This window comes from Acinetobacter sp. ANC 5054 (assembly GCF_002135295.1).
Taxonomy (GTDB): Bacteria; Pseudomonadota; Gammaproteobacteria; order Pseudomonadales; family Moraxellaceae; genus Acinetobacter.
Window position 1 is genome coordinate 69,381 of the sequence record NZ_NEGG01000001.1, and the last position, 26,593, is coordinate 95,973.

The window sequence follows — 26,593 nt, forward strand, 5'->3', positions numbered from 1 at the left end:
GTTTTTTATTGAGCAATCAAGCACTATAAACGATAGAAAAATAAGAAGAGTGCAGACATGACTCAAGACATCAAAGTGCTGATTCAAGACCATGACATCATTTTATATGATGCGGTTTGTGTCATTTGTAGCGGTTGGGCCAAATTTTTAATTAAATACGATAAATCCATTCAATTTAAATTGGTCTCTGCTCAGTCACCACTTGGCGTACAATTACTTGAGCATTATCAAATGTCGACAGAGCTTTACACCACTATGGTGGTCGTGAAGGATCAAGTTTTATATACCGAATCCACAGCTTTGCTGAAAGTGATGCAGCACTTAGGCTTGCCATTTTCTTTGATGAATTTTGGCTACCTCATGCCTCGACCGATTCGAGATTTTCTCTATCGACGGGTCGCTTTAAACCGCTATGCCCTCTTTGGCACAACCAATCAATGCCTGATTCCTTCTGCTGAAAACCGAAAACATTTTTTGGAGTATGCGCTGCATGATGTCTAGTCTGCTGAATCAACCGCTACGAATGATTCAATGGGGATTAGCCGTACTTTGGATCTATCAAGGACTGATACCGAAAATTCTATTTCCCGCAGTGGATGAGCTACGCATTTGGCAGCTGCAAGGGTTTAGTGAAGCGGCTGCGCTTTGGCTTATGCGGTGTTCTGGCACAGTGGAAATGATTTTTGGCGGGCTATTTTTGATTTGCACACAAACCAAATGGCTGCATCTACTGAATATCGCAGGCATGGTTGCCCTGAGCCTGCTTATTGTCGTGCTAAAGCCATCCTACTTTATTCAGGCCTTTAATCCTTTTGTAATGAATCTCGCCATGGCGATGCTATCCATCATTGCCCTTCAACTGCTTAAGCTGAAAAAACATCATCATGAAAAATAAACAGCTTAAACTCACTTTGTGCTAAACAATCAGCTTTTTACCTTCATGCAGCGTCAAAAATGGATTCATTAATTTTGAAGTTTTACGCATCGCGTGATGCAAGTCTTGCTCCGGCTGATCTCGCGCTTCATCAGTTAATTGAAATGTGCGGTAATGCATTGCCAATGAACATTTTGACTGTAAATCCTTATGCGCTTGGAATGCTTCCTCTGGGTTCATATGCAAAAACTTCATTAAACGCCGTGGCTCATATGCGCCAATGGGTAACAATGAAACGCGTGGAGCACCTAATCGGCTATAGATTTGCTTAAAATGTGCTGCATAACCTGTATCCCCTGCAAAGAAGAAATGACCTGTGCTATGTACAATTGAGAAACCGCCCCACAAAGCATGATTTTGATCTCGCCAACCGCGTCCAGAACCATGCTGAGCTGGGGTATACACAATGCGTAAATCCTCAAACAGCTCTGACTGCCACCAATCCATTTCAATGACATTCAAATGTTCTGGCAGATAGTAAGCATTGCCCAGACCGGTATAAATAGGCATGGCAAATTGTTCATGTAGCCAATTTAAGGTCGCTAAATCCATATGGTCATAGTGATTATGACTGAGTAAAACACCATGGATCGTAGGCAACTCTTCCAAGGCAATCCCAGCGGGACACGCACGACGCGGTCCGCTTCCTTGACGAGGGCCAGCATATTCAGCCCACACAGGATCCGTTAAAAAGTTGTAAGGACCAATTTGAATCAGTACCGTCGCATGCCCGACAAACCAAACGAGCCAATCATCCATTTTCGCCAATGGTCGATTTTGTGGAATACTCCGCGACGAAGCAAAGAACTGTTGATACTCTTGCTCACGATCAACTTTCCACGTATCGTTTTTACGCGCCATAATCCATTTCAATATATCCTTACGGGTAAATGGCTCTGGATTTGGGAGGGTATTAAAAAACTTTTCCCCATTAAAGTGGTCAGTTGCCAGATAATCAAAGACCGGCTTAGTCCACGTATGTTTCATACAGCTTTCGGTTGTAATGTGAAACTGTGCTTGTTGCGTTTTTTGATTCATGTGTATTTTAAATTCATTAACTAATCTGACGAACTGTGCAAAGTGTTAAGCTTCGCAGACCTATTGATCAAGACGACCCTGCATACGTTCTAGCCAAACCATTTTAGACTGAGGTTTGACAAAGAGTGCCACAATTTCAGGATGAAGCTGTTTAATTTGTGCTTCAATTCTGTTGACGCAAGCTTCAATCTCATCCGAAGTTAAATTATCTTTAAATTCAAGACTCAAAGAAGCAATGACCTGATGCGCACCCATCTGCTCTGTTAATACACCGTTAGCAGAATGTACGGCTGGATCATCTTGCGCAACTTTCAAGACATTATGCCTCAACTGTGGGTCAGCCGTTTCTCCCATAAGTAATCCTTTGGTCTCACGTCCTAAAAGCACCGCAGAAATCGCAAGCACCACCCCAATGAGTATTGACGCCAGTCCGTCAAGCATAGGCATATTTAAAGCATGTGAAAGATAAATCCCCACGAAAGCAATGAACAGACCAATAAGGGCTGCCGTATCTTCAAAGAGTACGGTAAATGTCGTTGGATCTTTACTACGGCGAAAGGCTTCAAAATAGCCTTGCTCACCCTTAATTTTTTTAAACGCTTTTAAAGCGACAAACCAAGATGTCCCTTCACATAAAATGGCAATACCCAACACAATGTAGTTAATCATTGGATTTTGCATTTCTTCAGGATGTCGGATATGTAAAATCCCTTGATAGATCGAAACCACTGCACCCAAAGCAAAGACCATCAACGAAACAATAAAGGCCCAAAAGTATAATTCACGGCCATAGCCAAAAGGATGGTGATAATTTGCCGGTTGCTGGGATTTTTTCATTCCGTATAGCAATAATATTTCATTCAAGGTATCGACTACAGAGTGAATTGCCTCACTGAGCATTGCTGAACTATTCGTAATATATGCGGCAACAAACTTCACCAAGGCAATCGCAAGATTCCCGACCAATGCTGCATAGACCACGACTTTACTGGATTCAGCCATTCGAAATTGTCCTAAACTTTTTGTTATCAAATAGATCTATTTGATTTTATGACTCATTCCATAGTACTCAAACTGAATGTAGCTGTTGTTTGTTATTTTGTTGTTTTTAGACCAACTGAGCAATGTTTCGACACCAAATTAATCAAGATGTTCCATGTGAAACAATTCTAAGATGTTTTTAAGTTCGCATCATAAAAAAGGAAACCTAAGCTTCCCAAAATCATGCAAAAATTTCAGCTAGTTTAAACTCGACTGAAATATTGCTGACGCCATTCTTTCCAGAAATACATCACGATGCCCAGCATGACCACAGCAATCCCGATCACTGCATTTGGACTAATGTGCTCATGATTTAAAGTTGCACCTAAGATCAATGCAATCACTGGGGTCATCACATTGCTCAGTGAAACCGTAGAGGCAGCCAAACGCTTGATCAGCCAGAAATAGCACAGCATCGCCACAATCGATGACAAAATCATGGTAAAGATAAAACCAATCATGGCTTGAGCACTCGGCATCGCTGTAGGGAAATGTTGCCAAATAAAAGGGATTAGCAATAGCGAACCGATTGCAGAAACCATCAATGAGCCAGTGGCTTGTGACATCGGTTTGAGCGGCGCATTAATCTGTTTGACCCAGAAAATCGAGCTAATATATGAAATCATACTGATCACCATCAGCACAATGCCGATTGGATTCACTTTACTATCCGCAGAATCTGCAAAGACAAAACTCAGCCCACCCACTGCAATCGCCATTCCCAACCATTGCAAAGCAACCAGCTTATGCGTTTTTAAAATCACATGCCCAATCAGACCTGCAATGAGTGGTGAGAAACCAAAAATCAGTGCCATCAAACCCGAAGTCAGATAATTGGCAGCGAGATAAATAAACAGCTGCGCACCAATCAAATTGAGGCTGCCTGCCACATAGCTTTTGAATGACACGGCATCAAAAGACAGAGGATTGCGCATCAGCATTAATAAAAATAGCGCGATGATGGATGCACCAAAGTAACGAATGATCAGCACCCACATTGGATGCACTTCCGCCACACTCCAAACAATCGCCAACGGCGTGGCTGCCCAGATCAACACAAGCAAAGCATAAATACTTGCCGCGACGATCATGGGAGAAGAATTCGAGTTCATAAATGGTTCTATCGCGATATAAATTCAGAAAAACTGCTACAAAAAAATTCCTCCCGAAATCTATTTCACGAGGCGGCATGGATGCCGCCGCTAAACTGAGATATAGGGACATATCTTCAGTTTAGCGAAAGATTTTTGTCACTTTTGATCTCTCAAAAGTGAGGATTCACCTACGCGCTAGCAGTTGTTAATAACCCATTATTTGAGGTTGTGAAGTCTATAAAATACAGTCTGATAAATTTTCAATATTCATAAAAAAAGCAGACCCGCGTTGCCAGAGGTCTGCCCTTCTTAGAATTTCAGCTTATTTGACGAGTTTACGTAAATCTTGGCTCAAATCTAAATACTTATCTGCTTCAAAAGCCGTATTCTTGCTGATCAATTTTTTCAAATGACGCATCTCTTTGGCTGCATTCACCGTGATACCACCCACGATAATATCGTTGCTCACACCGAACAGCACAAAAGAAGAATCTGAGCGCTGTTCCGCATTCACGTCACCACGCGCAACCCACTGCTCCGCTGCCATATCACCAACAAATTGATAGTTGATCGACAATTGGTCTGTCCAGAACCATGCTGGATTCGGAGTCGGATGTTCAGCACCCATCACATGGCGTGCAAAGATTCCTGCTTGAAGGTTGGCATTTTCCCATGTTTCAACACGACGGTGATTACCACAATCACGCAGTTGAGTAGCTACATCACCTGCTGCATAAATATCAGGATGTGAAGTTTGGCAATTTTCATTGACTTTAATTGCACAATCCACATCTAAACCCGCATCGGCAGCAAGCTGCATATTCGGCACAATACCAATACCGTAAATCACCGCATCGGCACGAAGCTCTTCACCGCCTTCTAGCGTGATCACAACTTCTTCACCATCGAGCTTGCAGTCTGCAATCGAAGTTGAAAGACGTACATCTACACCTGCAAGACGTTGCTGCGCCAATAAGAATTCACTTAAAACACGTGGAGATGAACGCCCCATGACCATCGGACCCATTTCAATCACGGTCACCTCACAGTCTTTAGAACGTGCTGAAGATGCCAGTTCCAGACCAATCACACCGCCGCCGATTAAGACTAAACGGCGACCTGACTGTAATACAGGAACCAAGGCTTGTGAGTCTTCAAGGTTACGCAAGGTATAAACGTGTTTACCTAAAGCATCGAAGTTCGGTAAACGACGTGCTGCACCACCAGTTGCCAGCAATAACTTGTCAAATGCAACAGTTTCGCCATTTTTGAGTTCAACACTTTTGGCATCTGCGTTGATTTTCACCACGCCATTGCCGCGAATGTGTTCAACACCTAAATCCGCCAGTTTCTCGATCGACAAAATTTCGATTTTGGTATCGGAAGGTTTTAGAATCACGTCTTTAGACAAAGGCGGACGTTCATACGGAAGATGTGTTTCATCCCCCACCAAAATGATTTTGCCTTCATACTTGTTTGCACGGAGTTCTAAAATGGCGCTAGCACCAGCTTGACCAGCACCAACAATAACAACGGTTTCAACACCATTTTGGCTCATGGGGATTCTTCCTTATTTCAATTCTGCAGATACGATGCCGAAGCCCGCAATCCACTCACTAATATCTTCGTAACAGTGAGTCGTCATTTCATACTCACCCACTTCATGTAATGCAGCAAAAGCAGCCATCCAAGAACGTACTTCTTGACCGCCACGACCACCCTCGACACGAATTTCAGCTTCAGTCATTGCTTCAATGGCAGCAAAGTCAGCTTTGGCGAAAGTCTCAAGCAATGCACGATCCCATTCAGGGTTTAAAGGCACTGCCACAGAGGTATCACCCGCAGCGAGTTTTTGCCCCACTGCAATAATCTTGCCTTGACGTGTATTACGTGCCTCTTCTGTTGGATTACGACCACAGATGAGGAACTCTTCCACTTCTGGTGGAACTGAACCCATTTGCGGTGTTGGTGGATCATGTGACAGACCACCAGTACCTAAAATAAGTACACGTTCATTTTCGAGGTTCAATGATTGAATAAACTGACCGACTGCACGACCCAAAGCGACTGTACGCTTAGTGGTTGGCATCGGCGCAGCTGCACCATTAATAAAAATTGGAATCGTTGGGTAACGATCGAGTTTGCCACCGCAAAGGAAATGCAATGGTTGAGTCACACCATGGTCCGCTTGCATACGGTATGAATATGCAACATCAACGCCTTCATCCAACACACGACGCACCAAATTCACAGCGGTTTCTTCTGGCACATCAATATGGTCATTGTCTTTGCCATAATCCCAATCGCCTGCGGCTTTGGCACGAATACCCACACAGAAAGAAGGCATGAGGTCATAGAAGAAACCATTAAAATGGTCTGGACCAAAAGTGATGATCAATGTTGGATTATAGTCTTCAACTTCTTTAGCAAGTTTGGCAAAAGTCTCACGGACTTTGTCTTCTTTGTATTTCTCTTGCGGAGAAGCGAATTCCATTAAGGGACTGTGCGATGCACAAATAAGTTTAACGGCCATGAGGTGACTCCTAAACGGAAGGCAGCCACAGTCGGCTGCCGAGTAAGTCCTTTACGTTTTGGCGATTAGATCTCGTCAAAGAAGCCAGCGCGTGGTTGACGTAAACCACGAATACCTAGACCACATTCCGCATTAATGAGAACGCCAGTCAATGGGCGGTTGTTTTGACGAGAGGCCAAAAGTACATAAGAACCAGTCATATCTTCGGGTTCGGGTAAAAAGCCGAGTGGCATACCACGTCCGATTTTTTCAGGATCGCGCGCATCGAGCAAGCCGAGGTTTTCTTGACCCAAAGATGCAGCGCCTTTGATATTGACATTCATACCTGACGGTGCGACTGCATTCACTCGTACTTTAGGCGCAAGCTCATAGGCTAATTCTTTCATCACACCAACACCTGCATGCTTAGACGCTGTGTATACAGGGCCTCCGCCAGCAGAGTACAGTGCCGAATTAGACAAAGTAAATATGATAGAACCTTCAGAAGCTATCAATGCATCGAGGGCAGCTTTGGCACCTAAGATCAGAGATTTGGTATTAATGCCCATGATTTCATCAAAGGCTTTTTCCAATTGCTCACCCGAAGTATTGACGATATCGGCATAGTGATCCCAAATACCGGCATTACCCACGAAACAGTCGAGCTTACCAAAACGTTCTACAGTCGCATTCACGGCACGAACATTGTCCGCATAGCTGGCTACATCACCTTCAATCGCAAGAACTTTACCGCCAAAGTGTTCATTTAATGCATCCACTTTTGCCTTTGAACGTTGAAGAACCGCAACTTGCGCGCCCTCTTCTAAGAAACGTTCAACGAGTGCCCAGCCTAAGCCCGAACCACCACCAGTAATAAGTGCAACTTCGCCTTGTAGCCAACCCATGATTACTCTCCTGCCATCTCAACAAATAACTGACCATCTTCCACAATCACTGGGAAAGTTTTGATTGGATCAGTTGCTGGTAAGCAAAGTGCCTCACCAGTTTTTAAACAGAAACGTGCTGAATGAAGTGGACATTCAACTGTGCCGTCATCTTCAAGGTAGCCTTCAGACATTGAAGCATTACCATGTGAACAACGGTCGTTCATCGCGAAAAAATCGCCATTGTTGTTGAAGACTGCAAGCGCTTCGATACCATTCACGCCGCAATCTACTTTCAATGCTTCGCCTTCGTCTAATTCATCAACTTGGCAAACAAAAATCTTATTCATTAGAAGAACACGCTCAGGTTATGTGAGTTGTAAGTCACCTGATCAAGGGTAATCTTACGGTTGAAAATTTGGAAACCTTGCTCAGTGTCGACTTTGCGGATCTTGTCATGACGCTTACCACAGTAGATGGTGACATCTTTTTCTTTCTGTGTGCGATACAACAAGTAGGTTACGTAAACGTCGTATTCACCTTCAACTTCAGTTGCTTCAACGATCACATTTGAAACCATGTGTGTGGTACGAGAAGGAGGTTCTTCAGCCCAAGCCATACCGGTCTCTAAACGAGCAACACGGCGTTCCAACAAATCTTTCGTATCGTTAAATACCCAAGTCGTTGGTGGCTCAACAGAACGACGACGGTCACGTGTTTGTGCGTTTGGTGTCGTACGTAGCGTATAAGAAATATCTTCCGCCAATACAGCCAACCAATCACGGAATTTCCAGTCATCAAGAAGCTTCGCTTCTTGATAGAGGAACTGACTAATTTGGTGATGGAGTTCTAAGCTAATTTGACTCATTTCATAAGCTCCTTCTCATATTCGTCAGCCGCAGCTTCAACATCTTCCCATTTTTCATGAATCAATAGGTCAGCCCAACGACGGTACATACCGCGTGCAGCAGTTTCAGAGAAAATGTAGTTGGTGATCCCTGGGATACCATCTTCACGAACTTTCTCGTTGCCTTTACCCATTTCCATAATCAGTTTGTTTTGACGGGCTTTATAACCACGTAAAACTTTTTGAATTTCAATCCAGTTTTCAGAGTCATCTTGTTCAAGGAAACCAGCAGGACCGAATGCACGCGTCGCAGAACGTTCAAATGCTTCTTTCACTTCTTGAGATGCTTCAGCGTCTGCAATACAGAATGCCCATACTTCAGTTTTGTTTGGACCACGTGGGTGCCATACACGAAGGGTTGCTGTACCGTTCAACCAAGACAATGTTGGGAACATGGTGTTGTGACCCGCAAGACGTAATGCACGTACTTCACCTAAACGCCCTTTCACTGCATCAAATGTTTCACGGAAGTAGTTGGCAACTTCACCATCTACCCAAACGTTTGCATCTGGTTTTTCTGTGAAGAAGAAGCCTGAACCGTGGCCACGTGAACCGTATTGGATCGCGTCTTTCGCGGTTTCCCATACTGGACGAGCGGTTTGTGCAGCACCTAATTTCTTAGATGATTCGTCATCTGGTTTTGCACCCAATACTTGGATTGCAGATGCATGCGAGAACAAAGCGTGGTATTGGTCAGATGCAAACTGTTCAGCTGCAAATTTCCAGTTACACTCGATTTCCCACTTGTGTACACCACCAATAATTTCTGTACCACCTAGACGACGGTCAAGAACGCCATCTAAATACCAAGCGATATCGCCCATGTATTCTTCAAGATCAGGCGTTGTTTCATCCCAACAAGCAAACACTAAGCCTTTGTATGATTTAACACGGTTAACTTCAACCAGACCCCATTTTTCCTTGCAAGCACCGTGCGGGAACGCGCGATCTTCAAGTGGAATGTCTTTTAAAGAACCATCAATGCCGTAAGACCAGCCGTGGTATGGGCAAGTAAATGCACGCGTATTACCACAATCTGCGAAGCTCACACGCATAGAGCGGTGACGACATTGGTTTAAGAATGCTTTGATTGAGCCATCTTTTTGACGTGCCACGATAATCGGATCTTCACCCATGTAGGTATTGAAGAAATCGCCGGCTTTAGGAATTTGGCTTTCATGGCATAGAAATAACCATGTACGACCGAACACACGTTCTAATTCTAGTTCGTAGATGTCAGGGTCAGTATAGATAGATGGCGTGATACGTCCATTTTGTGCATCGACTAAAGCATCGATTTCGCGCACATCAATTTTTCCACTCATGAAAAGCTCTCCTGTGACCGTAAGGCACAAAGTAATAGACTCAACTTTTCAACGATGATGGATTTTAGAGCGATTTTCGGGAAATATTTATTTTGTTTTAATTAAGAGATTTTATGAATTATTACGGTAGATTTTTTTTATATTAAAATCATTCCGTGTTCAGCGAGCCCATTTATTTGCTGAATGGCAAAATAATCTACACGCAATAGTTGTTTATAGATTATACTGAAGTCACTACTTAGTAAGACATTTTTTGGATTACTCCACGGGTTGATTATATGGAATTACGACACTTACGCTACTTCATTACTGTTGCTGAAGAGCTCAATTTCAGTAAAGCAGCGTTGAAACTTTATACCGCTCAACCCTCTTTAAGCCAACAAATTAAAGACCTTGAAGAAGACGTCGGCGTTAAACTTCTACACCGTACTAAGCGTAAAGTAGAACTCACAGAAGAAGGTGCCGTATTTCTGGAACAAGCCCGCTTAACCCTTGCACAAGCTGACAAAGCGGTTGCAATGGCACGTCAAGTCTCACAAGCCAAACAGCAGATGTTACGTATTGGTTTTGTGCCTGTGGCAGAGATGAAAATCTTCCCCTATGTCTTGCCAAACCTACGTGTACAGAACCCTGAGCTCAAAATTGAACTCTTAAGTTTAAACAACCTTGAGCAAATGAAATTATTGCAAAAAGGTGAACTGGATATCACCTTTACCCGTCATAATTTTCACAATGATGAGATTGAAAGCCAGTTTGTACTACGTGAACCGCTCATCTTTATTTTACCGAAAGATCATCCTTTGGCAAAATATGAGCGCATTCCAGTTAAAGCATTGAATGGTATTGATTTTATTATTCCTGCGCGCGAACAATCAGGCACTTTGCATGAAGCGATTTTAAACTTTGCTGCTGCCAATGGTATTCAATTTAATATCGTGCAAAAAGCTGACAATATTCTGTTCAATATCAACTCGATTGGGATGGGGTTAGGCTGTACAATTTTGCCAGGCTATATTGCTCCACTGACCATGAACAATACCGTGATTCGTCCTTTGGACATTGAATTACCGTATTTAGATTTGTATGTCAGCTACCGTAAAAATGCCACTTCGGTTGCCGTAGATAAATTTTTAGAACTTTTAACCAAAGTTTTCTATTTGAATATTAATCGCGAACAGCAGTAATTTTCGCCTTCAGTTCAAATTTCTATAAAGCATCATTATTTTCAAAATGAATAATGGTGCTTTTTTATGGCTAAATTTGCCTATAAAGTGCTCAACTCTGCTTTTTAACTCACACTTTTTATCTATCACTCAATCGGACTTCATGGAAAATAACTTATAAATTTTAGTTTATGAATTTATAAAGCATACAAAAATCCGGCAAATTACAACTTAAGTCTAATGAGATATTTTGCTTTGAATTAGACAAATCAACGCTAAATAGCGTAATTTTTTAGCATACAACAATAAAAATGCGAGAACATAGATGAATGTCCGTCCGCTTTTTCGCCTTAAAACTGGGCTGCAAACACGTCCGTATTTTTTTATCAGCTTTGTCGTCACCATATTGCTCTACTTATTACTGCAAACATTGACCTCATGGAGTTGGTCAACCAACCTTTTGCTGAGCTGGAACATTGCCATTTCAGGCTATCTATTTAGCACTATGACGAAACTATGGCAGGCCGATCATCAGCATATTTTACAGCGTGCACAGCAACAAGATGCCAGTAAATGGCTCATTTTATTCTTGGTTTTAATGACCTTAGTCATGTGCTTTATTGCGATCGTCATTGAAGTGAATCACTTACCCAAAGACCCATTCATTCGCATTAGCCATTTAGCGCTTTCAATGCTCACCATCGTTTCGGCATGGTTTTTTATGCATACCATTTTCGCGATACATTATGCGCATGACTTTTATTTGGCAATTGAACGCTCACTGGAAGGCGGTTTAGATTTTCCCAAAACCAAACACCCGACCTACCCCGACTTTATTTATTTTAGTTATGTCATAGGCACCTCGGCACAAACAGCAGATGTTTCCATTACCACTCGCGCTATGCGTGAATTAAATACCCTTCACATTTTATTGGCTTATGGTTTTAACACCTCGATCTTGGCCATTATTATTAATGTGGTCGCAAGCTTTTTACAAAGTTAAAAAAAGGATGACCGTAGTCATCCTTTTTATTCAACCTTATGGTTTAAACACCACGTGCTGTTAAATAGTCTTTAATCACGGTGTTGAATTCTTCAGCTTTTTCAACTTGTGACCAGTGGCCGCACTGGCTGAAAATGTGCGCATCTGAATTTGGTACAGTATTTAAAATATCCCATGTACGTGAAACTGGAATCACTACGTCTTGTACGCCATGAATCAACAGTACTGGCACAGTAATGTCTTTCATTTTTTCAAAATCAAGTGGGAATTCAAAACGGTCACGATCACGTGCACCAACAACATCCATCAAACGATTTGATGCATAGTCATTTGCTGCCGAAGCAAAACGTACTTTAACCAATTCATCTGTGATCAAGTCTTTATTGACGACAAACATAGACAAGGTTTTCTTGATGCCTTCTTCAGTCAATACTGGGTTTGCATGTGCTTTCAGTGCTGCAGTTTGTTTCGCACCGCCTGTACCCATAGAGACAATACCAAGAACACGTTCAGGGTAATCAAGCGCCATTTGGAATGCCAACCAACCGCCTAAAGAGTTACCCACTAACCATGTTTTTTCAATGCCAAGCGCATCTAAAGTACGCACAGCATGATCAACCCAAGCACGAATACCATATGCAGTATTTGGTGCAACAACTGTTTGACCATAACCAATCGTATCGATGGCGATACAACGTGCTTGCTCACCAATTTGAGGAAGGTTCAACCACCAGTTCGCAGCAGCAGATACACCAGTACCTGAACCATGTAAAAATAGAATTGGTGTACCCTCACCCACTTCGTGGTAATGAGTCAATTCGCTTTCAGCAGTTTCAATCCATTTATCTTCTAAACCAAAGAATGAATCAGTTTTATAGTCAGGAATCTGAACAGTGCTCATACATGCTCCTCGTATTGCATTGAGCTTGAATTTCAATCCATAGCAGATCTAAACTCAAGGGGGAACTCTTTCGAATTTTATGGTTTTACCATCTCATATTACCTGTTCAACAGGCATAAACTGATACAAATTTACGATCATATACAACAAAATGGCTATAAATTAAGTAATTGTTTTTATTATATTTTATTTAATCTATTCCCCTATTATTATTGGGGTATTTCATTTTTGAATAATCGGAAATAAAAAAAGGGAAATCGCAACACAACTCCCCTTTCTTTAGCACGCTAAGTTTAGAACTTATATGTATAAGTTGTCGCTACGCGGTATTCCTGCAAGTCAGACTTGTAGTCGAAGTTGGCATCAATATACATTGCTTGGAAACCTAGACCTTTCAATTTACCTTCTGGCAGCGTGTAGTTCACAATCAAATTCAACTCGTTTGAATCCTGATTAGTTTTGCCATTAGTATCGGCATCATAACCTGTGAAATAAACCGCAGTTGCATTTAAGCCTTTTGCGCCTAATTCAGAGAAATCATAGCCATAAGTAAAGCCCCATGATTTTTCGTTCTTAGCGGTAAAGGTTGCTACACCCCAGTTCACAAGGTAAGGCTGTGGAACCCAGCCACCCAATGTAGGGAACGCATTGTCACCAAACATTTGTTGGTAACCCAAGCCTACTGTATGTGCGCCGTAGTTAACTTTTGCACCGACAGATAATGCTTGGTTGTCAATTTTGCCATACAGTTTGTCACCCGAATCTGAATTATCGAAGTAACGAACATGGCTATCGAGTTTGGCTTTTTCACCTAACTTGGTTTTGTAGTTTGCACCTACATAATGTTGGCGATAAATATCTTGAACATCGGCATACCAGTAGCTAGCGCCAATTTCAGGGGTAAATTGGTGGTCAACACCCGCGATATACATACCATCGGCTGCTGCACCATTGTCGTATGCAGGCGGTGCAAACTTGGTTAAATCACGAAACTGATTGTCATAACGGTTGTTAATGCCGTCAATATACGCCAAGGTCAGTTTGGTGTCTTTTACATCTTTCGATTCCAACCATGCACCACTATAAGTCGTCATCAACTGACGCGATGGATCAAATACCAATACTGGAGAAACAGGAAGTAATTCACCCACTTTCAATTCAGTTTGTGACACTTTAGCTTTCAACGTCGCACCGACTTTACCGAAGTTGTCTTTCGACTTGTTGCCATCATGAGGTAAGATAAAATCTGGATTTTTATCACGACCATTCAATTTAAATGCATGTTGTACCAAAAGGTCTGCACCCACTTGAATGCCAGCACCAATATCTTGATAACCTGATTTTGCATCTAGAGTCACACCTTGTGACCATGAACCCCAGTTATTTTGAGGCGCATCTGCAATTTGGCGATCCAAATAGAAATTTCTAAGTTTTAACTGAACTTGGCTGTCGTCAACAAAGTCTGCATAAGATGCAGTTGTCCCTAAAGTTGCTGTCGCAGCAAGTATTGCTATCCATAAATTTTGACGACGCATGGCTTATTTCCTAGTAATCAAATTAAGCTATGACATCATCATGCTCAACAATACAGTGAAAAAAAATCCGACTACAGTATTAAGGATTCACTTAAATCCCAAATGAATTGAATTACTTGCGTACTATCACATTTTTTCTTTAGATATTAAAACAATAACTATTTTTAAAGCCTTTAACCAAGTGATTAAACTAAACCCATGTTTTAGCGGCTATAAATTAATATATTTTTATTTTCTAAAATTACATTTGCTGTATTAATTGGTTTTAAGTTTAATCAAAATTAAATATTAAGTTTCATTCTTACCTTAATAATAGAATAAACCTATTGTATTATATTTTTAATATATGATAGTCAATAGTTTAAATATCATATTCACTAACTTTACCCAAAACAGAACTTATAAAAAATAAAGAAAACTAATAAAAAACAAATTCAATATTAATATCAAGAATATAAAAGCTCGCATCCAAATTTATATTCAGCTAATTTAACCATTAATATTCGATAGCACCATGGTTCAAAATAAACCAATTCATTTTAATATCTCACTCATTATCTACCTCATTTGAGCACAATAAAAAAGCGCCCTTTCGGACGCTTTTTATCAGCAGATGCTTAAATCAAATTAAGCAGTTGCTTCTTTGGCTTTAGACATGGTCAATGCCAAGTCTTCGATCATGTCTTCCTGACCGCCAACTGTGCCACGACGACCCAATTCCATCAGAATTTCACGAGCAGATACGCCATATTTCGCTTCAGCACGTTTAGCAAACAATAGGAATGACGAGTAAACACCCGCATAACCTAAAGTTGCTGCATCACGGTCAGCACGGATTGGTTGATGCATCATTGGTACAACCAGTTCTTCTGCAACGTCTTGAACTTTGAACAAATCCACGCCAGTGTCCATGCCCATACGGTTCGCCACAGCAACGAACAATTCAAGCGGTGTATTCCCCGCGCCTGCACCTAAACCTGCAGAAGCCAAGTCAACACGAATCGCACCCGCTTCAACAGCTGCAACCGAGTTCGCAACACCCATACCTAAGTTATGGTGACCATGGAAACCAAGCTCAATTTCTGAGCCCAAGTTTGCACGCAAGATGCCCACACGGTCAGTTACATCTTGAGGAAGCATGTAACCTGCTGAGTCTGTTACATAAATACAGTTTGCACCATAAGACACCATTTTTTGTGCTTCTTCGAGAAGTTTCTCTGGAGAAGCCATGTGCGCCATCATTAAGAAGCCCACAGTGTCCATGCCAAGTTTACGCGCAGCAGTAATATGCTGTTCAGAAACATCCGCTTCAGTTGAATGCGTAGCCACACGAATCGTTGATACACCCACATCATGTGCCATGTGCAAGTGATCAACCGTACCGATACCCGGAAGTAAAAGTGCAGACACTTTCGCTTGTTTTAGGTTCGGAATCACGGCTTTAAGATATTCTTCGTCAGTCGCTGCAGCAAAACCATAGTTTACTGAGTTACCGCCAAGACCATCACCATGGGTAACTTCAATTAAAGGAACACCCGCATCATCAAGCGCAGTTGAAATCGCAATCATTTGCTCGATTGAAGTTTGATGGCGCATTGGATGCATACCATCACGTAAAGTCATATCGTGAATAATAACCTTAGACATGTGATTGCTCCTTATGCTTCAGCAGTAGATTTTGAAAGAACACGTTCTGCGAACATTTCTGCAGTACGTGCAGCAGCAGCAGTCATAATATCGAGGTTGCCTGCATATTTAGGCAAGAAGTCACCCAGACCTTCAACTTCCAAGAAAATTGAAACGCGGTTGCCATCAAAAATTGGACCGTTAACCAACTTGTAGCCCGGTACGTATTTTTGAACTTCTTTAATCATGGCATGCACAGATTCAGTGATTGCTGCTTGATCTGGCTCACCTTCAACCAAACAATGTACTGTGTCACGCATCATTAATGGTGGCTCAGCAGGGTTAATGATGATGATCGCTTTACCTGCTTTTGCACCACCAACTTGCTCAATTGCACCCGCAGTCGTACGAGTAAATTCATCAATATTTTTACGTGTACCTGGACCAACTGACTTGGTTGATACAGTGGCAATGATCTCACCATATTCAACAGGTTGAACGCGAGAAATCGCAGCAACCATCGGAATCGTTGCCTGACCACCACATGTCACCATGTTCACGTTTGGCACTTCACCTTGTTCAAGTAAAGCTTCAAGGTTTACAGGTGGTACGCAGAACGGACCGATTGCAGCAGGTGTTAAGTCAATCATGAGCACGCCAAGTTCATTTAACTTGCGGCTATTTTCAGCGTGTACATAAGCTGAAGTTGCATCAAATGCAATTTTGATGTCATCTGCAATCACGTGAGGAAGTAAACCGTCAACACCTTCTGCAGTCGTTTTCAAACCCATTTTTGCAGCACGCGCCAGACCTTCAGAAGTTGGATCAATACCCACCATCCATACAGGTTCTAACCATTCGCTACGTTGTAATTTATAAAGCAAGTCAGTACCAATGTTCCCTGGACCGATCATTGCACATTTAATCTTTTTCATGAATGTGTACTCTAAATAATTCCGTAAAACCCAAACTTATTTCGCTGCAAATGCTGCCGTCACTGAACCAAAGCCTTCAATTTCAACTTTGAATTCATCACCTGGATTTGCAACAACCATAGGGCCTAAAGCGCCAGTCAATACAATGTCACCTGCAAGCAATGGACGACCGCGACGAACCATCTCGTCTGCCAACCAAACTGCTGCATTTAAAGGATTAGAAAGACATGCTTTACCCACACCTTGTGAAACCACTTCTTCACCACGTGTCATCACCATTTTGCAATTTACGAGGTCAAGATTTTCAAGTTTTACGGGTTGAGAACCCAATACGAAACCTGCTGAAGATGCATTATCAGCAACCGTATCGATTAGACTGATTTTCCAGTTTTCAATACGACTATCAACCACTTCAATTGCTGGCAGTGCATATTCAGTTGCACTAATAATGTCAGCATAAGTGTGTTTTTCTTTGGTTAAGTCTTGGTTAATCACCAATGCAATTTCAGCTTCAACTTTAGGTTGAATCAACAGACCCGCAGGGATTGCTTCGCCATCACCATACGCCATGTCGGCAAATAACATACCGAAGTCAGGTTGGTCCACACCGAGCTGGGCTTGTACAACTTTTGACGTTAAACCAATTTTACGACCGACCAGTCGGCGACCTTCAGCCAACGCACGTTTGGTATTTACTTCTTGAACTGCATAAGCAATATCAACATCTGCACTTTCGCCACCTAATTGTGGACGGATCGGTGCAATTGCGGCTTGATTAACTTCCGCATCGCGTAATGCTTGCGCAACTGATTCAACAACAGCAGAATTCGACATCAATGTTTCCTTAAACTGCAAAAATTGGACACATAACGGATTCATTTCTCAAAATGAGCATGTCGGCCATGCAACCTGAAGCGCTAATCACCAAAGTGACTCTCGAATCACTTCACACGTTATGTTTAGATGCATTTAGCATCTCGATTTTAGAAAATGAATACCAATACTTATTTTATTTATGACAATAGCTATTAACTATAAATTACCATTAGTTTTTTATTAAATATCAATAATTTAATATGTATATTTTTACTCATTAATTGCATATATTTGATCTTGATTTGTGAATCTCGACTAAAAAACTTGGCTTATACGACTAAAAGATAAGATCGGTCGATAATTCTAATCACGATTTACAAATTAAACAACAGTGTTCAATTTTAAACAATAATTAAAAGTGCTTATAATTTTAATTATTTATAATAAAAACAATGAAATAGAATAAAAACAATAGAGGAGAACAACATTGACTCATCAAAATTAAATTTAAATCACCGTCTATTTTATAATTTGAATGTGATTACAACTCAGATTTATCATTAAAAATACTTCGATGATTGGTTTGAGCAAAAGACTCCTATTCAGATCATTTTGATCTAAATAACACTACATGTTGATTAAAAGCACACAGAATAAAAAAGGTGAGCTTAGCTCACCTTTCATGTCATCAATGCTTGAACAAAATCAGGTCATCCAGCTTCGCGTAGTGCTGCATGATTTAACAAAAAATCACTCAAATTTTTCACGCTTGGCGCTATGTGGAGCGGTTTATAATGGTTAAGGGTTTCAATACTATGAACACCGTAACTCACGCCAATACGTGGCATCGCAATATTTTGCGCCATTTCCAAATCGTATGAGGTATCACCCACCATGATTGCTTGTTCAGCAGTAACACCAGTTTCAAGCAAGATTTCCGACAACATCAATGGATCTGGTTTAGATTTAGTTTCACTGGCTGCACGGGTAGCGCTAAATAATTCACGGCTTTGCGTTTGATTTAATACGCGGTCTAAACCTTTACGGCTTTTCCCCGTTGCCACTGCAAGCTGCAAACCCGCATCTTTGAGCTCTTGCAGCATTTCTGCCACACCTGCAAACCACATATCACCTTTAGAATTTGCAACATAATGATCGGCATAGCTCTTTAGAATCTCGGTGTGCAGCTCAGGTACGCTAGGGAATAATCGCTGCGCCACTTCAGGTAAACCCAGTCCAATAATACTTTTTGCATCAGCATCTGTTAGAGGCTGAGCAAACTGCTGCGCGGCGAATTGCAGACTCGCTACAATTTGTCCTACCGAATCAAATAAGGTTCCATCCCAATCGAAAATGACCAGTTTTACAGGTGAGTTCATACAGTTTCCTAGATTTGATTCAGTGTTTGGTGGTTAAGCTTATGGAGTAGATCTCATATTTACCTCACCCCTTTGCGTAGCAGTGCTACTCATCTCCTTAAAGGAAAGGGAGAGCCAAGAATCAATAAATAATTTATTTAACTCAGAGGGTTTTCCCTCTCCTACTAGGAGAGGGTTAGGGAGAGGTCGAATATTTAAAACTTACTCGTCATCTTCCACACGAGGGGCGACTTTATCCGCTTTTTGCGCACGAAGTTGAGCCACGATACTTTGCATATCTTCAGGCAATGGTGCTTCAATCGTCTGATAACCCGGAATGTCCAAACGCATTGCATGAAGGCACAAACGACGTGGCTTTGGTCCACGGTATTCAGTTTCATGACCATATTTTTCATCGCCAACCAATGGATGACCAATGCTTAAACCATGCACACGAATCTGATGGGTCCGTCCTGAAAGTGGAGATGCGTATACCAATGTGGCATGCATAAAACGCTCTTGAACATTCCACTGCGTCTTCGACTCTTTACCTTCTTTAGGTGACACACGTACACGACGCTCACCGTTCGCTAGTTCGTAACGATGCAGAGGTTGATCAATCAGTTGCTTATCCAAACTCACCACACCTTTGACCACAGCCGCATAGGTTTTTTGGATTTTGTGTTCACGAAGCATGTCTTGTAAGCTTTTTAGCACACTGCGCTTTTTAGAAATCATCACCAAGCCCGAAGTGTCACGGTCAATACGATGAATCAATTCAAGGTATTTTTTACCTGTGGCAGCACGCAAACCTTCAATCAGACCATACGCCACGCCACTACCACCATGTACAGCAATACCTGAAGGTTTATTCACCACCATTAAGCCTTCATCTTCATACACCACACGACTCAGTAGACTTTGTGCCACTTTGTCAGATACTGGCGCAGCAGTTTCATCTTTTTGTTCATAGCGAATAGGCGCAACACGCACTTGATCGCCAATATTCAATTTGGTTTCAGCTTTTACCCGTTTTTTATTTACACGGACTTGGCTTTCACGAATCAGACGATAAATGCGACTTTTAGGCACACCTTTAAGACGACTAAACAGGAAATTATCAATACGTTGACCCGCCTGATGCTCGTCCACTTCAAACCAGGTGACGCTTTGCCATTCTTGCGTAGAATTCATACAGTTACTGTGACCTAAAAAAATACTAAAATTGATTAAAAACTGATCATTTAAGCTATACTTTTCGCAAGAAACATAAGCTTAGCCCATAGGCAGATGATGCAAGGTTTGATATAGTCAGCGCACGGAAACCACCGTAACTGAGTAAAAGTTGATTCATTTCAGTATTCACTGCATTTGAACTTTCAACAAATTACTCATTAGCTCGGAAAGGTCCCAAAAGAATTATGCCGACGCCGAAGGCTTATTATATCGGCAAAACAGCAAGCTGTTGCGTTTAATTGTACCTTAGGTACATAAAACAGTTTGCCGCAAAAAAATATGCGCCAACTAAGGTTGGTTTTAAACGTAAACTGATACACATCAGACCAGTCGCTCCCTGAAATCATCTTCAGGCCACAACGTTTGATGCATTGGATCTGCACAGTTTGTAAAGGTACGACGATAATTCCGTATCAAGACGCTCTATCAGATATGAATGGATGCTCTTCGAGCAATGTGACAGTGAAAGTTACTCACATCCAATGCACCGTTTGTCCGCCAGTGAAAGAGTCAGGTGACTTTAATCGTTTAAAGGATTGAAGCCGTATTGCCATCATCAATACGTGAATCAAAAACCGATGCCCACTAAAAGAAGGCCGGTAAAAATGCTCAGAACACACTTATTGTTATCTGAGCACATTGATCCATGATGTGTGATGCTCGCTACGAATCAAGCGATGTTCTCCTGTGTATCACTATTAGGTGTTACACCCATGAAACGTATGTTGATTAATGCAACACATGCCGAAGAGATTCGCGTTGCACTTGTCACTGGTCAGCGTCTTTACGATTTTGACTTAGAGAATCGTACCCGTGAGCAAAAAAAATCGAATATCTACAAAGGTCATGTGACTCGTGTAGAACCCTCTTTAGAAGCAGTTTTTGTTGAATATGGTGCAGGTCGTCAAGGTTTCTTGTCGATGCGCGAAATTGCCAATTCTTATTACAAAGCAGATCCTCGCCATACTTCAAATATCCGTGAATTGATCACTGAAGGCACAGAGCTTTTGGTTCAAGTGGAAAAAGAAGAACGTGGCAATAAAGGCGCTGCGCTTTCTACATTTATTTCCCTTGCTGGTCGTTATTTGGTCCTTATGCCAAACAACCCTAAAGGTGGCGGTATTAGTCGTCAAATTTCAGGTTCAGTTCGTGAAGAATTGAAAGAAATGTTGGCGTCTTTAAATGTCCCTCGCGGCATGAGCGTGATTGTACGTACTGCGGGTATTGGTCGCTCTCAAGAAGAATTACAACTTGACCTTCAACACTTGTTAGACCTTTGGGCACAAATCCAAAGCACTTCAAGTTCAGGTCCATCACCAATGTTGGTTCACCAAGAAGCGGGTGTTGTAACTCGTGCGATTCGTGACTATTTACGTGATGATGTTGCTGAAATTCTCATTGACTCAGAACAAGCGTATAACGAAGCATATAACTTTGTTAAAGCGGTTATGCCACGTCAAATTGACAAGCTAAAAACCTATACATTGAATGAGCCTTTATTTGCTCACTTCGGTATTGAAAGCCAAATCCAAACTGCTTACGAACGTGAAGTAAAACTTCCTTCTGGCGGTTCAATTGTGATTGACCAAACTGAAGCATTGGTGTCTATCGACATTAACTCAGCAAAATCAACTCGTGGTAGCGATGTAGAAGATACTGCATTGAATACCAACCTTGAAGCAGCTGAAGAAATTGCACGCCAATTACGTTTACGTGATATTGGTGGCTTAGTTGTGATCGACTTCATCGACATGACTAAAGACCGTAACCAACGTATGGTTGAAGCGAAACTTCGTGAAGCGACTCAAAGTGACCGCGCACGTATCCAATTCGGTCAATTGTCACGCTTTGGTTTGATGGAAATGAGCCGTCAACGCTTACGTCCATCGCTTGAAGAAGCAACTGGCTACGTTTGCCCACGTTGTCATGGTACTGGCATGGTACGTGACCTACGTTCTTTATCACTTTCAATTATGCGTAAAGTGGAAGAAATTGCATTACGCGAACGTCATGGTGAAGTTCAAGTTGAAGTACCGGTTGAAATTGCTGCATTCTTATTGAATGAAAAGCGTCACAGCCTTGTGTACTTAGAACAAACTTCAAATGTTCGTGTCACTGTACTTCCTCACCCTCACCTAGAAACACCGCATTACGAAATTTCGTATAACCCTGAAGGCTTCGCGCCAACAAGCTATGAACGTACTGAAGCAACACGTTCAAGTGAAAAAGAATTGGGTTACGAAGCATCTGAGTGGCATTTAGGTGAAGAACAGGCCGCTGCTGCTCAACAGCAAGCACCTGCACAATTAGAAAAAGGCCATAAAAAGAATAAGCAACAGCAACCTGCTGCAGCTCAACAACCTGCACCTGCACAAGCTGCTGCACCTGTAGCATCTTCAAGCCCATGTGCATGGCTTGAAAACTTATTTGTTCAAAAACAAGCAGCAACTGTAGATCAGTCACGTAGTGCGAATAACGCTGCTGCTGCAATTGAGCAAATGGTGAATAATGGCGCATCAAGCCGTGGTCAATTTGGTCAAATCAGCTCAGTGGCTGCACCAGTTGCAACAGCCGATAGCAATGCTTACCTTGCACCTTCTACTGTGGCGCATAAACAAGAACGTGACGCGCATACTGAAAAAGCGGAACGTGAAGAAAAACGCCACAACAAGAAGCGCACCCCTAAGCATAAAGAACCACGTGAACAAGATGTTCAAGCACATCAAGTTCATGAAGAAGTGTTACAACCTTCACGTCAAGAGCGTCAAGAACAGCGTAATGAATCACGTCAGGACAATCGCCAAGAGCAACGCCCTGAACGTCAGGAACCACGCCAAGACAACCGTCAAGACCAACGTGAAAATCGTCGCAACTCTCGTCGTCAACACAACAACGAACAAGCACAGCAAGACGTTCAAAACAACGAACAAGTGCAGTCTGTTCCACGTCGTGACCGCAACACTCAGCAACGCCCAAACCGCCCAAATCGCAACCGTGATCAAAGCGTACTGAACGAACAAGCGATTGCTCAGGAAGTTGCAGTTGAACAACAGCAGCCAGAAACACAAAACCATCGTCAACCGAAGGTTGAAGTGGTTGACGCACCGCGTCAAGAAGTTATGGCAACTGCTCTTGTCGTCAATGTAGATCAAGCGCAAAGTGAAATCGTTGCATTGAATGCCGCTCCAACTCAAGCAGCGCCAGTAGAAGCACCTGTTGAAAAACCTGTGGTTGAAAAGGCAGTTGTAGCAGAGAAGTCAGCAGTAGAAGCGAAAGCTGAAACTCAGCAACACAAACCACATGCGCAGCAAAAGCCAAGTCGTGCCAGCAATGACCCTCGTCAACGCCGCCGCGAACAACGTGCTGCACGTACTCAACAAGCGCAAGCACCGAAAATTGCACCATCTCAAATTCCTGAGTTGGCACAGTACAGTGTAAGCAGCCTGATTCGCCATGTGTATGGTGAAGACTGTTCTGTTCTAATTGAGCAATTTGGCTTAATTCCAACGTTCAACCGCGCTTTGCAAAAATTTGCAGATGAATATGCTGCAAAACATGTTGCCCAAGCAGAGGTTGCGGTTGAGAAAAAACCTGTGACTCGTGATGTACAAGTGGCGAAAGCAACACCTGAAGCTGAACCTGCGCCAATGTTGGATTTAACTCCACCGAAGCCAGTGTCAGACAAGCGTGTTGCCAACGATCCACGTGAACGTCGTCGCTTAGCAAAACAAGCAGCGGAACAAGCAAAGCAAGATCAGGTTAAAGCGATTGAAGCTGCAGCTGAACCAACAATGCCTGTCGCTGAAGCATCTGTTGAAGTGACAAAAGTTGCTGAAACTGTAGAACAGCCAACGGAAGCACCTGCTGAAGTTACAGAAAAATCAACTGAAGTTTCTGCACCAGCAGAAATAGTTGCTGAACCTGTTCAGGCTGAGCTAGATGTCGCTCCAACAGAAGTTGAAGCGCCTGTACAAGCTGAGACCAAAACTGCTGAAAAATCAGAGAAAGTTACTCAAGTCACTGAAACTGAAAAGAAAGCTGATACAGCAGCAGAGGAAAATTCGGCAGCTGAAGATGAAAAACCAGCTCGTCCTCGTCGTCCTCGTGGTCGTCCACCAAAGAAAGCCAACACCGCTTCTGAGTAAAATTTGCTTTTTTGCAGGTGATTAAAAAATTCCAGTCATTTCGGTGACTGGTTTTTTTTTGATACTTTTGTCAAATTAGGTTGATTGCACTAGACCGAAACGATTAAAAAACAATTGTAAAAATTGCTGCAAATTATTTGCAAGAAAACAGACCGTACCGGATTACGAAAAATAAATAGGATACACATGAGCCAAACTACACAACACGACCTTATTGGGATAGCTGATGTTGCAGCGAAAATTCCCGCATTCATGAGCAAAGTACCCAACTTGTTGAGTGGTCTAAAGCAAGCCTATTTACGTACACCCAACACCCCTGCAGGTTTAGGCCTCGCTTTTGAAAAGGCGGTGAAACGCAACCCTGAAGGATTTGCACTGTATTTCGAAGACCAAAAGTATACCTATAACGAACTCAATGAATGGGCCAATCAAATTGGTCACTACTACCTATCGCTAGGTGCGAAAAAAGGCGACGTCATTGCGGTCATGATTGAAAACCGCTCTGAATTAGTCGCAACTATTGTCGCCTTGGCTAAAATTGGTGTGACTGCTGCCTTAGTCAATACGTCACAAGTCGGTAAAGTCCTCACCCATAGCATTAACTTAGTGAAACCCATTGCCGTGATTGTGGGTGAAGAATGTCGCCAAGCAGTCGCAGATATTCGTAACGATTTGACTGTCGCTCAAGATCGTTTGCATTGGTTTGCTGACCAAGCAACACGCGTTGATGCAGGTACTGCGCCACAAGGTTTCCAAAACCTCGCTGAATTAATCGATCAGTTTCCAAAATTCAATACGCCAACGACCTCGAGCGTGAAAGGTAAAGATGGCTTATTCTATATCTACACCTCTGGTACAACAGGCTTACCTAAAGCGGTGATCTTTACCAATAGTCGCTGGACACTTGCTTACGGTACCTATGGGCATGTACTGAATCTTAATAAAGACGATGTAATGTACGTAACGTTGCCGCTATATCATGCAACAGGTACTGTTGTGTGCTGGTGTGGCGTGATCGCAGGAAGTGCAACGTTGGCATTACGTCGAAAATTTTCAACCTCATCATTCTGGAAAGATGTACAAAAATTTGATGCATCTGCCATCGGTTATGTTGGTGAACTATGTCGTTACCTCATGGATGCACCGCCATCTGATCTTGAAAAAGGTCACCGTGTGAAAAAAATGATTGGTAATGGTATGCGACCAAACATTTGGGATAAATTCAAAGCACGTTTTGGTGTAGAAGAAGTTCTTGAGCTATACGCGTCAAGCGAAGGCAACGTGGGTTTCAGTAACGTGTTTAACTTTGATAACACCGTCGGTTTTTCACCTACACCATATGCGATCATTCAATTCGACAAAGAAAAGAATGAACCCGTTCGTGATACCAAAGGTCACTGTATAAAAGTTAAAAAAGGCGAAGTTGGCTTACTGGTCGGTAAAATCACCCGCCGTTCCCCTTTCGATGGCTACACCGATGCTGAAAAGAATAAATCCGTGCTGATGAAAGACATCTTTAAACAAGGTGATTCATATTTTAATACCGGTGATTTAGTTCGTGACATTGGTTTTCGTCATGCGCAATTTGTTGACCGCTTAGGTGATACCTTCCGCTGGAAAGGTGAAAACGTGTCAACGACCGAAGTCGAAAATATGGTCAGTGAATACGATAAAATTGCTGAAGCAGTCGTTTATGGCGTGGAAATTCCAGAAACCAATGGTCGTGCAGGTATGGCTGCCATTACCTTGGTTGATGGTGCAGAACTGAATGAAAAAGACTGTGCAAGCATGGTTGAACAATTTAAAAAATGCCTTCCTGCTTATGCTGTACCTGTTTTCTTACGCGTTCAGAAAAAAGTCGAAACCACTGGAACCTTCAAATATCAAAAAAATAAGCTCAAAGAGCAAGCATTTGATCCAAACAAAACAGATGAACGCTTATTGGTTTTACTGCCAAACACACAAGCTTATTGTGATTTGAGCCCTGAAATTTATAATAATATTCAGGTTTATAAATACCGCTTCTAAGGTCAAATTGCTCATTTTGGCTACAATTTTGGGTCAAAATGAGCGACTTTGTTGTATTTATAATCAAACACAAACAAGTTTATGATTTTTTACTTGCGCTTGAAGCAGATCT

At 42.1% G+C, this 26,593-nt stretch carries 22 protein-coding genes; 6 read left to right on the top strand and 16 right to left on the bottom strand.

Annotated elements, in window-relative coordinates:
• The first annotated feature begins 57 nt into the window (after positions 1-57).
• Both B9T33_RS00385 and B9T33_RS00390 read left to right on the top strand, forming a co-directional pair.
• Positions 58-501: a thiol-disulfide oxidoreductase DCC family protein gene (locus B9T33_RS00385; protein ID WP_086176993.1), complete on the top strand. Its 444-nt coding sequence runs from the start codon at positions 58-60 to the stop codon at positions 499-501.
• Entirely contained in the window at positions 491-895 is a 405-nt protein-coding gene (locus B9T33_RS00390) for a DoxX-like family protein (RefSeq protein WP_086176994.1), read from the top strand. Before B9T33_RS00385 ends, B9T33_RS00390 begins: the two co-directional genes overlap by 11 nt.
• Positions 896-916: 21 nt before the next feature.
• Here the strand turns inward: B9T33_RS00390 and B9T33_RS00395 are convergent, their stop codons facing one another.
• The 9 genes from B9T33_RS00395 to hcaE form a co-directional block, all read right to left on the bottom strand.
• Positions 917-1,972 (bottom strand): MBL fold metallo-hydrolase, encoded by a 1,056-nt coding sequence (locus tag B9T33_RS00395; protein WP_086176995.1) that lies wholly within the window; start codon positions 1,970-1,972, stop codon positions 917-919.
• A 60-nt stretch (positions 1,973-2,032) separates the two neighbouring features.
• Complete coding sequence (locus tag B9T33_RS00400; RefSeq protein ID WP_086176996.1) at positions 2,033-2,974, bottom strand: cation diffusion facilitator family transporter; 942 nt, start codon at positions 2,972-2,974, stop codon at positions 2,033-2,035.
• A gap of 242 nt (positions 2,975-3,216) precedes the next feature.
• Positions 3,217-4,125, bottom strand: a complete 909-nt coding sequence (locus B9T33_RS00405) for a DMT family transporter (RefSeq protein ID WP_086176997.1) — start codon at positions 4,123-4,125, stop codon at positions 3,217-3,219.
• 304 nt (positions 4,126-4,429) lie between these two features.
• Positions 4,430-5,665 (bottom strand): 3-phenylpropionate/cinnamic acid dioxygenase ferredoxin--NAD(+) reductase subunit, encoded by a 1,236-nt coding sequence (gene hcaD / locus B9T33_RS00410; RefSeq protein WP_086176998.1) that lies wholly within the window; start codon positions 5,663-5,665, stop codon positions 4,430-4,432.
• A 12-nt stretch (positions 5,666-5,677) separates the two neighbouring features.
• Entirely contained in the window at positions 5,678-6,640 is a 963-nt protein-coding gene (locus B9T33_RS00415) for a 3-carboxyethylcatechol 2,3-dioxygenase (protein ID WP_086176999.1), read from the bottom strand.
• A gap of 65 nt (positions 6,641-6,705) precedes the next feature.
• On the bottom strand, positions 6,706-7,524 hold the full coding sequence (gene hcaB, locus B9T33_RS00420) for a 3-phenylpropionate-dihydrodiol/cinnamic acid-dihydrodiol dehydrogenase (RefSeq protein ID WP_086177000.1): 819 nt from the start codon (positions 7,522-7,524) through the stop codon (positions 6,706-6,708).
• A 2-nt stretch (positions 7,525-7,526) separates the two neighbouring features.
• Positions 7,527-7,853, bottom strand: coding sequence for a 3-phenylpropionate/cinnamic acid dioxygenase ferredoxin subunit (gene hcaC, locus B9T33_RS00425; RefSeq protein ID WP_086177001.1), 327 nt, complete (start codon positions 7,851-7,853; stop codon positions 7,527-7,529).
• A complete protein-coding gene (gene hcaF, locus B9T33_RS00430) occupies positions 7,853-8,371 on the bottom strand; it encodes a 3-phenylpropionate/cinnamic acid dioxygenase subunit beta (RefSeq protein WP_086177002.1) in 519 nt (172 codons plus the stop codon). Before hcaF ends, hcaC begins: the two co-directional genes overlap by 1 nt.
• The gene (hcaE, locus tag B9T33_RS00435) at positions 8,368-9,735 is read right to left on the bottom strand and encodes a 3-phenylpropionate/cinnamic acid dioxygenase subunit alpha (RefSeq protein WP_086177003.1); all 1,368 of its coding nucleotides are present in this window, start codon (positions 9,733-9,735) and stop codon (positions 8,368-8,370) included. Before hcaE ends, hcaF begins: the two co-directional genes overlap by 4 nt.
• Before the next feature lie 278 nt (positions 9,736-10,013).
• On the opposite strand from hcaE, the gene hcaR reads away from it, so the two are divergent.
• Both hcaR and B9T33_RS00445 read left to right on the top strand, forming a co-directional pair.
• Positions 10,014-10,919: a DNA-binding transcriptional regulator HcaR gene (gene hcaR, locus B9T33_RS00440; protein ID WP_086177004.1), complete on the top strand. Its 906-nt coding sequence runs from the start codon at positions 10,014-10,016 to the stop codon at positions 10,917-10,919.
• 304 nt (positions 10,920-11,223) lie between these two features.
• Positions 11,224-11,901 carry a DUF1345 domain-containing protein gene (locus tag B9T33_RS00445; protein ID WP_086177005.1) on the top strand — a complete coding sequence of 226 codons (678 nt, stop codon included), beginning with the start codon at positions 11,224-11,226 and terminating at the stop codon, positions 11,899-11,901.
• A 43-nt stretch (positions 11,902-11,944) separates the two neighbouring features.
• Here the strand turns inward: B9T33_RS00445 and B9T33_RS00450 are convergent, their stop codons facing one another.
• From B9T33_RS00450 to B9T33_RS00480, 7 genes are all read right to left on the bottom strand, one after another.
• A complete protein-coding gene (locus tag B9T33_RS00450) occupies positions 11,945-12,802 on the bottom strand; it encodes an alpha/beta fold hydrolase (protein WP_086177006.1) in 858 nt (285 codons plus the stop codon).
• 293 nt (positions 12,803-13,095) lie between these two features.
• The gene (locus B9T33_RS00455) at positions 13,096-14,337 is read right to left on the bottom strand and encodes an OprD family outer membrane porin (protein WP_086177007.1); all 1,242 of its coding nucleotides are present in this window, start codon (positions 14,335-14,337) and stop codon (positions 13,096-13,098) included.
• 627 nt (positions 14,338-14,964) lie between these two features.
• On the bottom strand, positions 14,965-15,984 hold the full coding sequence (gene dmpG / locus B9T33_RS00460; RefSeq protein ID WP_086177008.1) for a 4-hydroxy-2-oxovalerate aldolase: 1,020 nt from the start codon (positions 15,982-15,984) through the stop codon (positions 14,965-14,967).
• An 11-nt stretch (positions 15,985-15,995) separates the two neighbouring features.
• The gene (locus tag B9T33_RS00465; protein ID WP_086177009.1) at positions 15,996-16,898 is read right to left on the bottom strand and encodes an acetaldehyde dehydrogenase (acetylating); all 903 of its coding nucleotides are present in this window, start codon (positions 16,896-16,898) and stop codon (positions 15,996-15,998) included.
• Positions 16,899-16,934: 36 nt separating this feature from the next.
• A complete protein-coding gene (gene mhpD, locus B9T33_RS00470; RefSeq protein ID WP_086177010.1) occupies positions 16,935-17,732 on the bottom strand; it encodes a 2-keto-4-pentenoate hydratase in 798 nt (265 codons plus the stop codon).
• Positions 17,733-18,424: 692 nt separating this feature from the next.
• Entirely contained in the window at positions 18,425-19,093 is a 669-nt protein-coding gene (locus B9T33_RS00475; RefSeq protein WP_086177011.1) for an HAD family hydrolase, read from the bottom strand.
• Between the two features lie 201 nt (positions 19,094-19,294).
• Positions 19,295-20,266 carry an RluA family pseudouridine synthase gene (locus B9T33_RS00480; protein WP_086177012.1) on the bottom strand — a complete coding sequence of 324 codons (972 nt, stop codon included), beginning with the start codon at positions 20,264-20,266 and terminating at the stop codon, positions 19,295-19,297.
• Between the two features lie 755 nt (positions 20,267-21,021).
• Here B9T33_RS00480 and B9T33_RS00490 point away from each other — a divergent pair.
• Positions 21,022-24,453, top strand: a complete 3,432-nt coding sequence (locus B9T33_RS00490; protein ID WP_086177013.1) for an Rne/Rng family ribonuclease — start codon at positions 21,022-21,024, stop codon at positions 24,451-24,453.
• A 186-nt stretch (positions 24,454-24,639) separates the two neighbouring features.
• Positions 24,640-26,481 (top strand): long-chain-acyl-CoA synthetase, encoded by a 1,842-nt coding sequence (locus tag B9T33_RS00495; protein ID WP_086177014.1) that lies wholly within the window; start codon positions 24,640-24,642, stop codon positions 26,479-26,481.
• Positions 26,482-26,593: the final 112 nt, after the last annotated feature.

Bases quoted from the DNA above. Each gene is read 5' to 3' on its own strand.
- B9T33_RS00450 (WP_086177006.1), bottom strand. From the start codon at position 12,802: ATGAGCACTGTTCAGATTCCTGACTATAAAACTGATTCATTCTTTGGT.
- B9T33_RS00455 (WP_086177007.1), bottom strand. From the start codon at position 14,337: ATGCGTCGTCAAAATTTATGGATAGCAATACTTGCTGCGACAGCAACT.
- B9T33_RS00480 (WP_086177012.1), bottom strand. From the start codon at position 20,266: ATGAATTCTACGCAAGAATGGCAAAGCGTCACCTGGTTTGAAGTGGAC.
- B9T33_RS00445 (WP_086177005.1), top strand. From the start codon at position 11,224: ATGAATGTCCGTCCGCTTTTTCGCCTTAAAACTGGGCTGCAAACACGT.
- B9T33_RS00385 (WP_086176993.1), top strand. From the start codon at position 58: ATGACTCAAGACATCAAAGTGCTGATTCAAGACCATGACATCATTTTA.
- B9T33_RS00495 (WP_086177014.1), top strand. From the start codon at position 24,640: ATGAGCCAAACTACACAACACGACCTTATTGGGATAGCTGATGTTGCA.
- B9T33_RS00395 (WP_086176995.1), bottom strand. From the start codon at position 1,972: ATGAATCAAAAAACGCAACAAGCACAGTTTCACATTACAACCGAAAGC.
- hcaE (WP_086177003.1), bottom strand. From the start codon at position 9,735: ATGAGTGGAAAAATTGATGTGCGCGAAATCGATGCTTTAGTCGATGCA.
- B9T33_RS00400 (WP_086176996.1), bottom strand. From the start codon at position 2,974: ATGGCTGAATCCAGTAAAGTCGTGGTCTATGCAGCATTGGTCGGGAAT.
- hcaF (WP_086177002.1), bottom strand. From the start codon at position 8,371: ATGAGTCAAATTAGCTTAGAACTCCATCACCAAATTAGTCAGTTCCTC.
- dmpG (WP_086177008.1), bottom strand. From the start codon at position 15,984: ATGTCTAAGGTTATTATTCACGATATGACTTTACGTGATGGTATGCAT.
- hcaB (WP_086177000.1), bottom strand. From the start codon at position 7,524: ATGGGTTGGCTACAAGGCGAAGTTGCACTTATTACTGGTGGTGGTTCG.
- hcaR (WP_086177004.1), top strand. From the start codon at position 10,014: ATGGAATTACGACACTTACGCTACTTCATTACTGTTGCTGAAGAGCTC.
- B9T33_RS00490 (WP_086177013.1), top strand. From the start codon at position 21,022: ATGAAACGTATGTTGATTAATGCAACACATGCCGAAGAGATTCGCGTT.
- B9T33_RS00415 (WP_086176999.1), bottom strand. From the start codon at position 6,640: ATGGCCGTTAAACTTATTTGTGCATCGCACAGTCCCTTAATGGAATTC.
- hcaC (WP_086177001.1), bottom strand. From the start codon at position 7,853: ATGAATAAGATTTTTGTTTGCCAAGTTGATGAATTAGACGAAGGCGAA.
- B9T33_RS00475 (WP_086177011.1), bottom strand. From the start codon at position 19,093: ATGAACTCACCTGTAAAACTGGTCATTTTCGATTGGGATGGAACCTTA.
- B9T33_RS00465 (WP_086177009.1), bottom strand. From the start codon at position 16,898: ATGAAAAAGATTAAATGTGCAATGATCGGTCCAGGGAACATTGGTACT.
- B9T33_RS00390 (WP_086176994.1), top strand. From the start codon at position 491: ATGATGTCTAGTCTGCTGAATCAACCGCTACGAATGATTCAATGGGGA.
- B9T33_RS00405 (WP_086176997.1), bottom strand. From the start codon at position 4,125: ATGAACTCGAATTCTTCTCCCATGATCGTCGCGGCAAGTATTTATGCT.
- hcaD (WP_086176998.1), bottom strand. From the start codon at position 5,665: ATGAGCCAAAATGGTGTTGAAACCGTTGTTATTGTTGGTGCTGGTCAA.
- mhpD (WP_086177010.1), bottom strand. From the start codon at position 17,732: ATGTCGAATTCTGCTGTTGTTGAATCAGTTGCGCAAGCATTACGCGAT.